We start from the raw sequence: 14,211 nt of genomic DNA on the forward strand, positions 1-14,211 counted from the left end.
GTGGAACTGGAAAGCCCTTACTTCCCACTCACCACTCACCACTGACGATAGACGTCTCACGCCTCACCTCTCCCTAACAAGGCGTATCTTGCACAAAACTACTACAATGCTAGTCATAGGGCTTATTAGAGAGGGAAAAGTTCCGGCGGATAACCGGGTGGCACTTACGCCGGCACAGTGTAAATGGCTGCTGAAACATTACCCGGAACTGCGGATCCTGGTGCAAAGTTCACCTAACCGCTGTTTTACGGATGAAGAGTACCGGCGGGCAGGTTTACAGGTGGTGGATGACCTGTCGGAATGTACCCTGCTGCTGGGTATCAAGGAAGTGCCTGTAAGCCAGCTGATCCCCGGTAAGACCTATCTATTCTTTTCTCATACCAAGAAAAAACAAGCGTATAACCAGGCATTGATGAAAGCCATGGTGGAACATAAGATCACCCTGATCGATTATGAATGCCTGGAGCATGAAGATGGACAGCGGATCATCGGTTTCGGTTTTTTTGCGGGTATTGTAGGGGCGCATAACGGCATCATGGCTTATGGCAACCGTACCGGAGCCTATCATCTGGGCCGTGTGGGCGAAGTGAAGGATTACCGGGAACTGATACATACTTATTTCGGGTTAAAACTGCCCAGGGTCAAGATCGCCATCACCGGCAGTGGCCGTGTGGCCCATGGCATACTGGAGATCATGACACTGATGGATGTACAGGATGTGGAGCCCGGCGAATTCCTTTCTCGGAATTTCGACTACCCGGTATATGTGCATCTGAAGGGTGCGCAGCTTTACCGGCATCGGCAGAACGGTTCCTACGACCGTGAAGATTTTCATGCACATGCCGCCGATTATGACTGCCTGTTCGAAGAATATTGCGCCCATACCGATATCCTGATGAATGGTATTTACTGGGAACCCACTATGCCGCGTTTGTTCTCAATGGAAACGATGCAGCGGCCCGATTTCCGCATCCAGACCATTGCCGATATCACCGACGACAAGAACGGCAGTGTGCCCTGTAACCTGGGCGATGCCACCATCGATGACCCGATCTACGGCGTGAATAAGATGACAGGAGAGAAGACCGCTCCCTATATACCCGGCTCCATCGATATCATGGCCGTAGGTAACCTGCCCAACGAACTGCCCCGCGATGCCAGCCGGTTTTTCGGCGAGCAACTGATCAAATATGTACTGGAAGATATCCGGAAAGGTGGCAGTAAGATCATTGAACGCGCCACCATTTTGCAGGATGGAAAACTCACCGCTTATTTTGACTACCTGAGTGATTATGCGTATTAAGTGATCTGTTACGCCAATCAACCAACAGCTGTATAAAAATAACCGTTATCCGCGTTTTACAGTTTCAGGTAATAGGGACGTAATAAAGTCTCGAAATCTTCCGTATAGGCCGTTCCCTCACGGATGGTCAGGGTTTGTATGACAGGTTTTGTTTTTACGCTGCCGAACAGCAATATAGCTCTGAAACAGGGATGTGCCGGTGTTTGTTTGACAGAGATCGCTTCTTCCAGATGCAATCCTTTCTCTGCGGCCAGTTCTTCAAATGCCTGTTTGCGATGGTAGGGCAGCAGTACTGCCAGTTGGCCGTGATCTGTAAGGTGAGTCAGTGCGGCTGTCAGTAATTCTTCCAACGATAAGGCTTCACTGTGCAGGGCAAGGTTGCGGCGGGTATCGCTGCTCTTCAGGTCGTTCTCAAAAAACGGCGGGTTGCTGATGATCAGTTCGTATTTTTTTCCGAGGTGCACTGTTCTGATATCGCCGCGGATCACCTGTAATCTTTCCCGCCAGGGCGATACCTCAAAATTTTCTGCGGCCTGTTCTGCGGCCTGTTCATCCAGTTCTACCGCATCGATCCTTGCCCTGTTCTGCTGTGCCAGCATCAGGCTCAGTAAACCCGTGCCTGTGCCGATATCCAGGATACTGTCGTCTGGCCCCATACGGGTTACTTTGGCTGCCATCCATGCCCCAAACAGGCAGGCGTCGGTACACACTTTCATGGCACAGTGTTCCTGGTGTATGGTGAACTGCTGGAACTGGAAAAAACTGTTCGACATGGACCTAAAATTACAATGTTTCTGCCGGTGCCACTCCGGCAAGTGTTGCATGCTAAAACAAAAGCCTGTTCCTTTTACGAAACAGGCTTCTGTAACAGTTCCTTTTCAGGAAAGTGTTGTATTATTTATCGGAGGTGAATCCGGCGCCCAGGTATTCTTTGTTCAGGCGGGCAATATTGGTGATAGAGATCTCTTTCGGACAGGTAGCTTCGCAGGCACCGGTATTGGTACAGGAACCAAAACCTTCTTTGTCCATCTGTGCCACCATGTTCATCACACGGCTCTTTCTTTCGGGGGCACCTTGTGGCAACAGGGCCAGGTGAGATACTTTGGCGCTCAGGAACAACATGGCGCTGCTGTTTTTGCAGGCAGCCACACAGGCACCGCAGCCGATACACATGGCAGCCGCGAATGAAGCGTCCGCATCGTCCTTCGGGATGGGGATGGCATTACCATCTACGGCATTGCCGGTATTCACGCTGATATAACCACCTGCCTGAATGATACGGTCAAAAGCAGAACGGTCTACCATGAGGTCTTTGATCACGGGGAAGGCATCGGCTCTCCAGGGTTCTACCACAATGGTATCGCCGTCGTTGAAAGCGCGCATGTGCAACTGGCAGGTAGTGTTGGCCTGCCAGGGGCCATGGGGTTTACCGTTGATGTACATAGAGCAGGCCCCGCAAATACCTTCGCGGCAGTCATGATCGAACGTGATCGGGTCATCCCCGTCGCGGATCAGTTGCTCGTTCAGCACATCAAACATTTCCAGGAAACTCATTTCAGAGGAAATGTTCTCTACCCGGTACAGTTTGAACTCGCCTTTTGATTTGCAGTTTTTCTGTCTCCAGACTTTCAGGTTCAGGTTCATGTTATAATGTTCCATATAGAAATTTGAGAATTTGAGAATTTGAAAATCTGAAAATGCTGACGTTTTACCTTTTTGCCGTAGTGATGATCCTGGAAAGGATCCTTATCAACTCTTCGAGGTGACAAGCTAAGGCCGGATCAAAGGGGTATGACTCACTTTTTTCACAAAGCAGCAGCCAATATTCTGTTTCACTTGCCTCTTTGGCTGCTAATTTCATTTTGTGAACGAAGTCTGCCTTGCTTTCTGCGTTTTGCGCCTCGAATATGTTTGCACCTATCGAGGTTGCGGAACGTAAAAGCTGTTTTGCAATCACAAATTTTCGGTCTTGTTCAAGAACTTCTGTGAATCGTATGATCGAGAGAGAAAACGCAACGGATTTCTCGGCAACCACATTTCTTCTATCATTAAGCATTTTATCGGATTTTGGAGTGACTATTTTCAAATTAGCACACTTTCCAATTCTCCAATTCAAATGCGTTAAATACCGGGTATAAATACTACTTGTAATTCCTCTGTGTCGGTTTGATCACTTCGTAGTTCAAAGGTTCCTTATGCAGGTTCCATTTGCTTTCGCCGGCATACTCCCAGGCAGCTACATACATGTAGTTGGCATCATCACGCAGTGCCTCACCATCTGGTGTCTGGTACTCTTCGCGGAAGTGTCCTCCACAGCTTTCATTGCGGTTCAGTGCATCAATACACATGAGTTCTCCGAGCTCGATGAAGTCGGCCACGCGGATGGCTTTATCCAGCTCCGGGTTCATTTCTTCGATCTCGCCGGGTATACGTACATCACTCCAGAATTCTTTTTTCAGTGCCTGCACTTCTGCGATGGCCTGTTTCAATCCTTGCTCATTACGGGCCATGCCACATTTATCCCAGATGATCTTGCCTAAACGTTTGTGGAAACTTTCTACAGACTGTTTTCCCTTGATGCTCATGAGTTGATGGATCCTGTCGGCAACTTCCTTTTCTGCTTCTTCAAAGGCAGGGTGAGAAGTTTCAACAGCTTTGGCATAAATCTCATCTGCCAGATTGTTACCCAGGGTGTAGGGTATCACAAAATAGCCGTCGGCCAGCCCCTGCATCAGTGCGGATGCTCCCAAACGGTTGGCGCCGTGATCACTGAAGTTTGCTTCACCCAAAGCATATAATCCGGGAACGCTGGTTTGCAGTTCGTAATCTACCCACAAACCTCCCATGGTATAGTGTACGGCAGGGTAGATACGCATCGGAACTTCGTAGGGGTTCTCGCCTGTGATCTTTTCGTACATATCGAACAGGTTACCATATTTTTCTTTCACTACTTCCTTACCCATGGCGATGATCTCTTCCTGGGAGGCATTGTCCTTACCCTCTTTGCTGGCTTCGATCTTTCCATAGCGGATAATGGCTGCGCTGAAATCCAGATATACAGCCTGCTTGCTGGTACCTACTCCATAACCTTCATCACATCTTTCTTTAGCGGCACGTGACGCCACGTCGCGCGGAACCAGGTTACCGAATGCAGGGTATCTTCTTTCCAGGTAGTAGTCTCTTTCTTCTTCCGGGATCTCGTTTGCTTTACGGTTATCACCTTTGGTTTTAGGTACCCAGATTCTTCCGTCGTTACGCAGTGATTCTGACATCAGGGTCAGCTTCGACTGGTGATCGCCGCTCACAGGTATACAGGTAGGGTGTATCTGTGTGAAACAAGGATTGGCAAAAGCGGCTCCTTTTTTATGGGCCTTCCAGGCAGCGGTAACATTACTGCCCATGGCATTGGTTGATAAGTAAAACACGTTACCATATCCGCCACTGCAAAGCAATACTGCATGTCCGAAATGTCTTTCCAATTTTCCGGTTACCAGGTCGCGGGCAATGATACCACGGGCTTTGCCATCGATCTTAACGATCTCGTGCATTTCATGCCGGCTGTACATTTTTACATTACCCAGGGCTACCTGGCGCTCCAGGGCCTGGTAAGCACCGATCAATAACTGCTGACCGGTTTGTCCGGCAGCATAAAATGTTCTTTGTACCTGTGTACCACCAAATGAACGGTTGCTCAGTAAACCACCATATTCACGGGCAAAAGGTACACCCTGTGCCACGCACTGGTCAATGATATTGGCACTCACTTCTGCCAGACGGTGTACGTTGGCTTCGCGTGCGCGGTAGTCGCCACCTTTGATGGTGTCGTAAAACAAACGGAAAACGCTGTCGCCATCGTTCTGGTAGTTCTTGGCGGCGTTGATACCACCCTGCGCGGCAATGGAGTGCGCCCGGCGGGGTGAATCCTGGAAGCAGAAAGCTTTTACTTTATAGCCCAGTTCACCCAGGGAAGCGGCTGCAGAAGCACCGGCAAGACCAGTTCCCACTACGATCACTTCCAGCTTACGTTTGTTGGCCGGGTTCACCAGCTTGCAATGCCCCTTATACTCGGTCCATTTCTCATCTAAAGTTCCGGCAGGAATTTTTGCATCTAACATATTTCTATGGTTTGGCGCCCACCTCTCGGCAGACAGGTTTTTATTTTTGATTACCCCCCAAAAAAACATTCACTCATTCTATCATCCACTCATTCACTCATTGTTATAATTATACCCATCCCATATAAAAGCTCACCGGCATCATAGCGAAGAGCAGGGCGATGATAATGGAGAACGCATATCCTACAGAGGTCAGCAGGGTATTGTAGCGTTTGTTATGGATACCCAGGGTGCGGAAAGCGCTCTGGAAACCGTGGGCCAGGTGGTATCCCAAAGAGATACAGCCCAGCACATATACGATCACTACCCACAGCTCGCTGAATTCCAACTTCATTTTTTCGAAAAGGTTGATCTCTTCACCCAGCAGAAAACCCTGGTTGGCGCGGTTGGGCAACCAGAAGTGGTAGAGGTGCAGTATCAGGAACAACAGGATCAGCGTACCCAATAAGCCCATACTTCTGCTGTACCATTTGCTTCCTTCGTTGCCATAGCTTACGGCATAACCCACAGAACGTTTGCTGCGGTTGGAGAATTCGAGCATCAGACCCTGGATGATGTGTAAGAACAATCCGGCAAAAAGACCCAGTTCCAGGATACGCGGCACCCAGTTGGATCCCATGAAGTGCGCACCTTTGGTGAACATCTCACCATTATCACCTGCCCAGATGCAGGCATTCAGTCCCGCATGAACAATCAGGAAAAGAATCAGGAAAATACCGGTGAAACCCATAACCAATTTCTTTCCTACCGACGAAGTGAAGACTTGTTTCCAGGTCATATTGCAAGTTTAAGTTTGTAAATCGCTGCAAAAATAGGATAGTATACAATGCTGTGCGTTCCGTATTCACAACTTTTTTGCACGTAGGTTCATAAGTTTTTGCGGATGGTATGCAACTGAATTCCCTGAAAATGCGCTGCCAGACTGTTGCCGGCTTTTTTCGGAAGCATCGCCTGTTGAAAGATGCCCCTGGTAACGGCTGCTGAAAACTCCACAACCGTTCACATAAAAATACTTTCCCTGAAGCAGTTACTCACTTACATTTGGTACATGTTAAAGCTATTGAGCATCTTATGGAACAGTTTCCGGATGGCCCTGCAGGAGTTACGGGTGAACAAGCTCCGTACCTTTCTCTCGCTCTTCGGTATCACCATCGGTATCTTCTGCATCATCGGCGTGCTGGCAACAGTCGATAGCCTGGAACGCAAAGTGCAGAACGATATCAAATCTTTTGGCAATAACACCATCTACATCGATAAATGGAACTATGGTGGCGGTAATGATTATCCCTGGTGGAAATACATGAAACGCCCGCCCATGCGGATTGAGGAGATGAAGTTCATCAAGACCAAAAGCCAGCTCGCCGCCAATTCGGCTATGTTTGTTTCGAGTAATGTGAAGCTGAGTTATAAAGACAATATATTGAATAATGTAAATATATATGGTGTCTCTGAGGAGTTCAACATCATCCAGACCATCGATATTGATCATGGCCGTTATCTGAATGAGTCTGAATTTCTTAGAGGTAACCCCACAGCCATTATCGGGTACCAGGTGGCCGAAGAGCTGTTTGGCAACCCGCAGATAGCGGTGGGTAAGGAAGTGACCTATAACAGCAAAAAAGTGACTGTGGTAGGGGTGATCAAAAAACAGGGGCAGAGTTTTGTGGGGGGATTTGATTACGACCAGAGCCTGATCGTTTCTTACCGTTATTTCGCCAGCGTTTACAATCCTGATAACAGCAGTCCCTTCATTATGGTGCAGGGTAAACCCAATATTGCTTCCAAGGCTTTGCAGGATGAGTTGACGGGAATCATGCGCCAGATCCGACGGCTGAGCCCGGTGGATGAAGACAATTTCTCCTGCAACGATGTGGCCATGTTCAGTGAGCAGGTAAAAGGTTTCTTTGGCCAGGTAAGCGCCGGAGGTTGGGCGATTGCCGGGTTAAGCCTGATCGTGGGTGCTTTCGGTGTGGCCAATATCATGTTTGTGACCGTTCGGGAGCGGACCAGCCAGATCGGTCTCAAAAAAGCCCTGGGAGCCAAACGCAGTACCATTCTGACAGAGTTCCTGATCGAAAGTGCTTTCCTGTGCATCATTGGTGGTCTGGTTGGACTGGCATTGGTGGAAGTACTGTCGATGGTGTTGAGTACCGTATTGCCTTTTCCGATCTTTATCGCACCGAATATCATCATACTTGCTTTGAGTATCTGTATCGTCCTGGGGATCATTTCGGGCATTATTCCGGCTTCTATTGCTGCCAGGATGGACCCGGTAGTGGCCATCCGGACGAAATAGGCCGGGAAAGAAGCTGCCTCTTGATGCTGGATGCTGGATTCTTGATACTGGATACTTGTTTCTTGATCCATGTCCCTTGTTCCTTGATCCTTGGTTTCTGCGCCGGTCTGCCTACATTTGCACCCGTTCGTGATACATGGTTATCCGGAACGGATAGTCATCGATCATAGCCATCAACCCGTAAACACCAAGTAATCTTGCCAACCATCCTCGCCATAGAATCTTCCTGCGACGAAACTTCGGCCGCTGTTTGTGCGGATGGGCAGATACTGTCCAATTTCATAGCCAACCAGACCGTACATGAACAGTATGGGGGAGTGGTGCCCGAATTGGCCAGCCGGGCGCATATGCAGCATATTGTGCCGGTGGTGGATGCTGCTTTGGCACAGGCGTTTCCGTTACTACCGACGCCAGCTGAGCGGTTACAAAAGCTCGATGCGATTGCTTTTACACAGGCTCCGGGACTGATCGGGAGTTTGCTGGTAGGGACCCAGTTCGCCAAATCGCTGTCTTTGTCGCTGAACAGACCGCTGATCGCGGTGCATCATATGCAGGCCCATGTGCTGGCCAACCTGATAGGTGAGGAGCGGCCCACATTTCCCTTCCTCTGTTTGACCGTGAGTGGCGGTCATACGCAGATCGTGCTGGCGCGTTCGCCGCTTGACCTGGAAGTGATCGGTGAAACGATCGATGACGCTGCTGGTGAGGCTTTTGATAAGAGTGCCAAATTACTGGGACTGCCTTATCCCGGCGGTCCGCTGATCGACAAATATGCGAAAGAGGGGAACCCGCTGGCATTCAAATTCGCGGAACCCCAGATACCCGAACTCAATTTCTCTTTCAGCGGGTTGAAGACCTCTGTGCTCTATTTTTTGCAGAAACAGGAACCGGGTTTCGTTCAAGACAATCTCGCAGATATCTGTGCTTCGGTGCAACATACCATTATCAGTATATTGTTGCGGAAACTGAAAAAAGCGGTTCAGCAAACCAGTGTACGTCAGGTTTGCATAGCAGGTGGTGTAAGCGCCAACAGCGGCCTGCGCAAAGCCCTGCAGGAGGCAGGTGCGAAACACGGCTGGAAAACCTTCATACCCAAATTCGAATACTGCACCGATAACGCTGCCATGATTGCCATAACAGCCTATTACAAATACCAGGCGGGCGAATTCACCGACCTCTCAGCAGGCCCCAGCGCAAGAGCGGAATGGTAGATCATTACTAATTATGTGTTGAACAACTTGCCTGCAGGAGCCGTCGTTTTTCACTACTCACTACTCACTACTCACTACTCATTCTAATATTTCATCTCGTTCAACTTCTCTGTCGGGTTCATCATATAGGTGACCATTGAGGCATCTTCCAGCAGTTCCACTACGCGGAAACCTTTGTAGGCTGTGCCCCAGTTGCCGCCAACATGTGCATCGAAGAAGAATGGGAGGTTGTTACTCATCTTCACACCGTCCTGGTCGTGCTCATGCCCGTGGAATACGGCTTTGAGATTGGGATAGTTTTTAATAAGCTCAAAAAATGCCGGTGTATCGATGGCATTTTTGGTCCATTTGGCCTGTGGTATGTGCAGGAAAAGAAAGACCTGTTTTTGCTGCTGGTGTTTGTCCAGTACCTCTTTCAGCCAGTTAAGGTCTGGTGAAAGGTATTTACCTTCTTCATTGGAAGTATCTCCCAGAACGATGCCATGGTGTTTGATGGTGACATCATGGTTCAATGGGGTACCCCATACTTCTTCCCAGTAAGCGGGACTGACCATATCGTGGTTGCCGCGGGTGACATACCAGGGCATGGTGAGTTTGTCGAGCTGTTTTTTGGCAAGCGGCAGCAGGTTTTTTTCGTTGTGGATGATGTCGCCGTTGAACACGCAGAAATCGAGCGGGCTCCCGTGGTGAAAAGCGTTGATCTGGCCAATGACCTTTTCGATCATCCCGTCAAAATCGGTCTGGGGTTGCCCGTAGTGCGCGTCGGATGCCACCACAAAACGCAGGCTCACTTTTTGGCGCAGGCGGTACACATCTTCGGCCGAAAGGGCACGAATGCCGCCACCGAGCAAAAAGGCAGAAGCAAAAGAAACATTTCTGATAAAAGACCGGCGGGAAACGGTTGGGGTATTGTTTTCTGACATGAGCTGGAATTATAGCGTAAACTTATCTTTTTTTCGGATGGAAGCAGGCTGGAACTGCATTGATAACTTTAAGTTCATCCCCTAAAATCCGCTGGTAAGCCTTACTTTTGCCGCCGAAAACAGCGTTAGAAACATGATCAGTGCAAGAAATATCACCCTGGCCTATGGTAAAAGGGTACTGTTTGATGAGGTAAATATCAATTTTACCAAGGGGAACTGTTATGGGGTCATTGGTGCCAATGGTGCCGGTAAATCCACTTTCCTGAAGATCCTCAGCGGCGAGATAGAACCCAATAAGGGAACCATCGAGATCACCCCGGGTGAGCGTATGGCCGTCCTGAAACAGAACCAGTTCGAATTTGATGATTGCACCGTTCTGAATACCGTACTCATGGGCCACAAACGCCTGTGGGAAGTCATGCACGAGCGCGATGCCATTTATGCCAAGGCCGATTTTACCGAGGAGGACGGTATGAAAGCGGGTGAACTGGAAGGTGAGTTCGGCGAAATGGGCGGTTACGAGGCGGAAAGCAATGCCGGAAGTCTGTTGAGCAGCCTGGGTGTAAAAGAAGACCTGCACCAGAGCCTGATGAAAGACATCCCCAGCACTTTCAAAGTGCGTGTATTGCTGGCACAGGCCCTGTTTGGTAACCCCGATATCCTGTTATTGGATGAGCCTACCAACGGTCTGGACATTGAAACCATTGGCTGGCTGGAGAACTTCCTGGCTGATTATGAGAATATTGTACTGGTAGTGAGTCACGACCGTCACTTTCTCGATACCATCTGTACCCATGTGGCAGATGTGGACCGTTCCAAGATCAAAGTGTTTACCGGTAACTATACTTTCTGGTATGAATCATCCCAGTTGATCGCACGCCAGATCAGCGATAAGAACAAGAAGAACGAAGAAAAGCGGAAGGACCTGCTCGACTTCATCGCCCGATTCTCAGCCAATGCGTCCAAGAGCAAGCAGGCCACTTCTCGTAAGAAAGCCCTGGAGAAACTGGTCATTGAAGAGATCGAACCGTCTAACCGTAAATATCCCGGTATCATCTTCCAGCCCTTGCGCGAAGTGGGTAACCAGATCCTGAACGTGGAGAACCTGAGCAAGAGCGTTGACGGAAGGAAACTGTTCGATAAAGTGTCATTCAGCATCAATAAGGGCGAAAAAATCGCCTTCCTGAGCCGTGACCCGCTGGCCGTGACCAATTTCTTTGAGATCATCAATGATCAGATGCAGCCCGATACCGGTAAGTTTGAATGGGGTACCACTATAACCAAAGCTTACCTGCCACAGGAGAACCAGGAATTTTTTACCGAGGGACTGAGCCTGATGGACTGGCTGCGCCAGTTTGTGCCAGCGCATGTGACCGATGCCGATGAACCCTTTATCCGTGGATTCCTGGGAAAAATGCTGTTCAGTGGCGATGATATTCAGAAAAAAACAAATGTATTGAGCGGGGGTGAGAAGGTACGTTGTATGGTAAGCCGTATGATGCTGCAGAACCCCAACCTGATCATCCTGGATCAGCCCACCAACCACCTGGACCTGGAGAGCATCCAGAGCTTCAACGAGGGCTGTCAGAGTTTCCCGGGGGTGGTACTGATCACTTCGCATGACCATACATTCATGCAGACCGTGGCCAACCGCATCATTGAACTGACCCCCAAGGGCATCATTGACCGACTGATGACCTTCGATGAATACATGGAAGACGCGAGGGTGAAGGAGTTGAGGGCGGAAATGTATGGTTAAGTAAGCGAAGTATATACAGTATATAGAGTAAATAAGTATATATAAGGGCCGGGATTCCCGGCCTTTGTTTTGGCAGAGGAGTAGGTGGGATAGGGCTGTAAAGCTCCGGTTGCAACAGAAAATGTGGATAAACCTGGGAAAATCAAATTTCCAAGCAGGTTTTCTACCCGTTTGTGAAGAAAATATTTAAAAAAAGGTTTTCTGATGTTGGTTTTTTGGAGCATTTCCTTACCTTTGCCTCCCGAAAAAATCGGAAAAAAATTCAGAGTCATGGCAAGAGTATGTCAGGTTACAGGTAAAAAGCCCATCGTTGGTAACAGTGTTTCTCACTCAAACATCAAGACCAAGCGTCGTTTCTTACCGAATTTACAAAAGAAGCGTTTCTTTTTTGCTGAGGAAGACCGTTGGGTAACCATTAAAGTATCAGCAGATGCATTAAGGACCATCAACAAGAATGGTCTGTCTACTGTGATCAAATCCATGAGAGCAGAAGGCGTTAAAATCTAACTTATTCACAAAGCAAACTACGCAATACAATGGCAAGGAAAGGTAACAGGGTGCAGGTGATTTTGGAATGTACAGAGCATAAGACCAGCGGTCAGCCCGGTACAAGCCGTTATATCACTACCAAAAACAAGAAAAACACACCTGAGCGTGTGGAGTTAAAGAAGTACAACCCGATTCTGAAAAAAGTAACTGTTCATAAAGAAATCAAATAATCATGGCTAAAGTAGCTTCTAAAAACGCGAAAGTAAAAGACCTTAAGGCTGCAGCTGAAGCAAAGAACTGGACCAAAGTGATCAAGGCTGTACGCAGTCCTAAATCCGGTGCCTATACTTTCAAAGAGCAGATCATCCACAAGGATAAGATCAAGGATTTCCTGTCTGAGAAATAATTGATTTCAGCGTATAAGATATTCAGAAAGCTTTCCCCTTTGTGTGGAAGGCTTTTTGTATTTAGGCGCAAGGGAATTTGGGAATGAGCTAATTTGAAAATTTGAAAATTCAGCTATGAGTTTTTTAGGCAAACTGTTTGGAAAAAAGGAAAAAGAGAGTTTAGACCAGGGACTGGAAAAGACTAAAGAGAGTTTTTTCTCCAAGATTACCAAAGCCATTGCCGGCAAGAGCACGGTGGATGAGGAAGTGCTGGACAACCTGGAAGAAGCCCTGGTAAGTGCGGATGTGGGCATTGAAACCACGATCCGGATCATTGAGCAGATTGAAAAGCGGGTGAAACAGGATAAGTATGTGAACACCGATGAGCTGAACAGGATATTGCAGGAAGAGATCGCTGCCATGCTGGTGGATGCGGCGGAACAGTCGTACAAAGACTTTGGCATTCCCGAAGGCAAAAAGCCCTATGTGATCCTGGTGGTTGGAGTGAATGGCGTTGGCAAGACCACCACCATTGGCAAACTGGCGCATAACTATAAAAAAGCCGGTAAAAGTGTGGTATTGGGTGCGGCTGATACATTCCGTGCGGCTGCAGTTGACCAGTTGACCATCTGGAGCGAAAGAGTGGGTGTACCCATTGTAAAACAGGCCATGGGTTCAGATCCCAGCGCTGTAGCTTACGATACCGTTGCCAGTGCGGTTGCCAAAGGAGCGGATGTGGCCATCATTGATACGGCAGGACGTTTGCATAACAAAGCTCACCTGATGGATGAGCTGGCCAAGATCAAAAGGGCGATCCAGAAGATCGTTCCCGGTGCGCCGCACGAAGTGATGCTGGTGCTGGACGGCTCCACCGGTCAGAATGCGTTGGAGCAGGCCAAACAATTCACAGCAACCACCGATGTATCTGCCATCTCCATTACCAAACTGGACGGGACCGCCAAAGGTGGTGTAGTACTGGCCATCGCCAATCAATTCAAGATCCCCGTAAAATATATCGGCGTAGGAGAGAAGATCGATGACCTGATCATCTTTGATAAAAATGAGTTTGTAGACAGCCTCTTCAATTTGAATAAATAAAAGAACAGATGAGCAAGGAACAGATGAACGGAAGTATTAGATACTGCTTATCCGTTCATCTGTTCCTTGTTCGTCTGTTCATCTGTTCTAAAAGGTATACCTGATCGCCAATCCTCCCCAGCCACCTTCAAAATAATTGTAGCCGATGATGTTGAAAGAGGGTTGCCAGTCGAAGCTAAGGTTCAACGGGGCTCCTTTGATCTTGTAATCCAGTCCCAATACACCATCCACGCCGATGGCCAGTCCGTTTTCACGGGTAGGATAACGATTTTTCCAGCTATCGCTCCAGACACCTACGTGTCCACCGCCACCTACGTACCATTTGAGTCCTTCTACGTTCCCCAGGTTATTGTGGATCTCATAAAGTCCGGTAAGCCGGAAGCCATCGGAGGAAATATAGCCCAATCCTTCAATTGCGTTCTTGTTGATAAAGTGTTTAACGGTAACGGCACCGGGATACACTTTTACACCCAGGGCGGTGCGGTAATCGGTTCCCATGTTCTGTTGTGCCTGCGCCTGTACAAAGCCTGTAAGTATCAGCGCTACTACAAATAGTCGTTTCATAAGCGAATTTTATGTCCTCTGATACAAAACCGTGCCAAAAATATAAAATGGCCCCGCAAAGAATAGT

General features: G+C 48.5%; 15 protein-coding genes. 8 read left to right on the forward strand and 7 right to left on the reverse strand.

Annotated features, from left to right (window positions below):
- The first annotated feature begins 106 nt into the window (after window positions 1-106).
- Window positions 107-1,303: an NAD(P)-dependent oxidoreductase gene (locus ACH3Y6_RS12415; protein WP_490835935.1), complete on the forward strand. Its 1,197-nt coding sequence runs from the start codon at window positions 107-109 to the stop codon at window positions 1,301-1,303.
- A 56-nt stretch (window positions 1,304-1,359) separates the two neighbouring features.
- On the opposite strand, the gene ACH3Y6_RS12420 is transcribed toward ACH3Y6_RS12415, so the two are convergent.
- From ACH3Y6_RS12420 to ACH3Y6_RS12440, 5 genes are all read right to left on the reverse strand, one after another.
- Window positions 1,360-2,076 (reverse strand): tRNA1(Val) (adenine(37)-N6)-methyltransferase, encoded by a 717-nt coding sequence (locus tag ACH3Y6_RS12420; RefSeq protein ID WP_490835936.1) that lies wholly within the window; start codon window positions 2,074-2,076, stop codon window positions 1,360-1,362.
- Window positions 2,077-2,197: 121 nt separating this feature from the next.
- A complete protein-coding gene (locus tag ACH3Y6_RS12425) occupies window positions 2,198-2,962 on the reverse strand; it encodes a succinate dehydrogenase/fumarate reductase iron-sulfur subunit (protein WP_490835937.1) in 765 nt (254 codons plus the stop codon).
- A 49-nt stretch (window positions 2,963-3,011) separates the two neighbouring features.
- On the reverse strand, window positions 3,012-3,359 hold the full coding sequence (locus ACH3Y6_RS12430) for a four helix bundle protein (protein ID WP_490835938.1): 348 nt from the start codon (window positions 3,357-3,359) through the stop codon (window positions 3,012-3,014).
- Between the two features lie 85 nt (window positions 3,360-3,444).
- Window positions 3,445-5,418, reverse strand: coding sequence for a fumarate reductase/succinate dehydrogenase flavoprotein subunit (locus tag ACH3Y6_RS12435; RefSeq protein ID WP_490835939.1), 1,974 nt, complete (start codon window positions 5,416-5,418; stop codon window positions 3,445-3,447).
- Window positions 5,419-5,527: 109 nt separating this feature from the next.
- Window positions 5,528-6,196, reverse strand: a complete 669-nt coding sequence (locus ACH3Y6_RS12440) for a succinate dehydrogenase cytochrome b subunit (protein ID WP_490835940.1) — start codon at window positions 6,194-6,196, stop codon at window positions 5,528-5,530.
- Between the two features lie 270 nt (window positions 6,197-6,466).
- Between ACH3Y6_RS12440 and ACH3Y6_RS12445 the strand changes: the two genes are divergently transcribed.
- Window positions 6,467-7,714: an ABC transporter permease gene (locus tag ACH3Y6_RS12445; RefSeq protein WP_490835941.1), complete on the forward strand. Its 1,248-nt coding sequence runs from the start codon at window positions 6,467-6,469 to the stop codon at window positions 7,712-7,714.
- Between the two features lie 197 nt (window positions 7,715-7,911).
- Window positions 7,912-8,925, forward strand: coding sequence for a tRNA (adenosine(37)-N6)-threonylcarbamoyltransferase complex transferase subunit TsaD (tsaD, locus tag ACH3Y6_RS12450; RefSeq protein WP_490835942.1), 1,014 nt, complete (start codon window positions 7,912-7,914; stop codon window positions 8,923-8,925).
- 83 nt (window positions 8,926-9,008) lie between these two features.
- On the opposite strand, the gene ACH3Y6_RS12455 is transcribed toward tsaD, so the two are convergent.
- Window positions 9,009-9,848 (reverse strand): metallophosphoesterase family protein, encoded by an 840-nt coding sequence (locus ACH3Y6_RS12455; RefSeq protein WP_490835943.1) that lies wholly within the window; start codon window positions 9,846-9,848, stop codon window positions 9,009-9,011.
- A 133-nt stretch (window positions 9,849-9,981) separates the two neighbouring features.
- Between ACH3Y6_RS12455 and ACH3Y6_RS12460 the strand changes: the two genes are divergently transcribed.
- The 5 genes from ACH3Y6_RS12460 to ftsY all read left to right on the forward strand — a co-directional run bounded on the left by ACH3Y6_RS12460 (window position 9,982) and on the right by ftsY (window position 13,580).
- Window positions 9,982-11,607: an ABC-F family ATP-binding cassette domain-containing protein gene (locus tag ACH3Y6_RS12460; RefSeq protein WP_490835944.1), complete on the forward strand. Its 1,626-nt coding sequence runs from the start codon at window positions 9,982-9,984 to the stop codon at window positions 11,605-11,607.
- A 270-nt stretch (window positions 11,608-11,877) separates the two neighbouring features.
- Window positions 11,878-12,114: a 50S ribosomal protein L28 gene (rpmB, locus tag ACH3Y6_RS12465; RefSeq protein ID WP_490835945.1), complete on the forward strand. Its 237-nt coding sequence runs from the start codon at window positions 11,878-11,880 to the stop codon at window positions 12,112-12,114.
- A gap of 29 nt (window positions 12,115-12,143) precedes the next feature.
- Window positions 12,144-12,326 carry a 50S ribosomal protein L33 gene (rpmG, locus tag ACH3Y6_RS12470; RefSeq protein WP_161818574.1) on the forward strand — a complete coding sequence of 61 codons (183 nt, stop codon included), beginning with the start codon at window positions 12,144-12,146 and terminating at the stop codon, window positions 12,324-12,326.
- Between the two features lie 2 nt (window positions 12,327-12,328).
- Entirely contained in the window at window positions 12,329-12,502 is a 174-nt protein-coding gene (locus ACH3Y6_RS12475) for a DUF4295 domain-containing protein (RefSeq protein ID WP_490835946.1), read from the forward strand.
- A gap of 115 nt (window positions 12,503-12,617) precedes the next feature.
- On the forward strand, window positions 12,618-13,580 hold the full coding sequence (ftsY, locus tag ACH3Y6_RS12480) for a signal recognition particle-docking protein FtsY (RefSeq protein WP_490835947.1): 963 nt from the start codon (window positions 12,618-12,620) through the stop codon (window positions 13,578-13,580).
- Between the two features lie 87 nt (window positions 13,581-13,667).
- Here the strand turns inward: ftsY and ACH3Y6_RS12485 are convergent, their stop codons facing one another.
- Complete coding sequence (locus tag ACH3Y6_RS12485) at window positions 13,668-14,144, reverse strand: hypothetical protein (RefSeq protein WP_490835948.1); 477 nt, start codon at window positions 14,142-14,144, stop codon at window positions 13,668-13,670.
- Window positions 14,145-14,211: the final 67 nt, after the last annotated feature.

The organism is Sediminibacterium sp. FW305-C-269 (assembly GCF_058231045.1).

Excerpts from the sequence above, each read along its gene's own strand:
- rpmB (WP_490835945.1), top strand. The coding sequence starts at position 11,878 with ATGGCAAGAGTATGTCAGGTTACAGGTAAAAAGCCCATCGTTGGTAAC.
- ACH3Y6_RS12415 (WP_490835935.1), top strand. The coding sequence starts at position 107 with ATGCTAGTCATAGGGCTTATTAGAGAGGGAAAAGTTCCGGCGGATAAC.
- ACH3Y6_RS12440 (WP_490835940.1), bottom strand. The coding sequence starts at position 6,196 with ATGACCTGGAAACAAGTCTTCACTTCGTCGGTAGGAAAGAAATTGGTT.
- ACH3Y6_RS12455 (WP_490835943.1), bottom strand. The coding sequence starts at position 9,848 with ATGTCAGAAAACAATACCCCAACCGTTTCCCGCCGGTCTTTTATCAGA.
- ACH3Y6_RS12475 (WP_490835946.1), top strand. The coding sequence starts at position 12,329 with ATGGCTAAAGTAGCTTCTAAAAACGCGAAAGTAAAAGACCTTAAGGCT.
- rpmG (WP_161818574.1), top strand. The coding sequence starts at position 12,144 with ATGGCAAGGAAAGGTAACAGGGTGCAGGTGATTTTGGAATGTACAGAG.
- ACH3Y6_RS12485 (WP_490835948.1), bottom strand. The coding sequence starts at position 14,144 with ATGAAACGACTATTTGTAGTAGCGCTGATACTTACAGGCTTTGTACAG.
- ACH3Y6_RS12425 (WP_490835937.1), bottom strand. The coding sequence starts at position 2,962 with ATGGAACATTATAACATGAACCTGAACCTGAAAGTCTGGAGACAGAAA.
- ACH3Y6_RS12460 (WP_490835944.1), top strand. The coding sequence starts at position 9,982 with ATGATCAGTGCAAGAAATATCACCCTGGCCTATGGTAAAAGGGTACTG.
- ACH3Y6_RS12445 (WP_490835941.1), top strand. The coding sequence starts at position 6,467 with ATGTTAAAGCTATTGAGCATCTTATGGAACAGTTTCCGGATGGCCCTG.
- ftsY (WP_490835947.1), top strand. The coding sequence starts at position 12,618 with ATGAGTTTTTTAGGCAAACTGTTTGGAAAAAAGGAAAAAGAGAGTTTA.
- ACH3Y6_RS12420 (WP_490835936.1), bottom strand. The coding sequence starts at position 2,076 with ATGTCGAACAGTTTTTTCCAGTTCCAGCAGTTCACCATACACCAGGAA.
- ACH3Y6_RS12435 (WP_490835939.1), bottom strand. The coding sequence starts at position 5,418 with ATGTTAGATGCAAAAATTCCTGCCGGAACTTTAGATGAGAAATGGACC.
- ACH3Y6_RS12430 (WP_490835938.1), bottom strand. The coding sequence starts at position 3,359 with ATGCTTAATGATAGAAGAAATGTGGTTGCCGAGAAATCCGTTGCGTTT.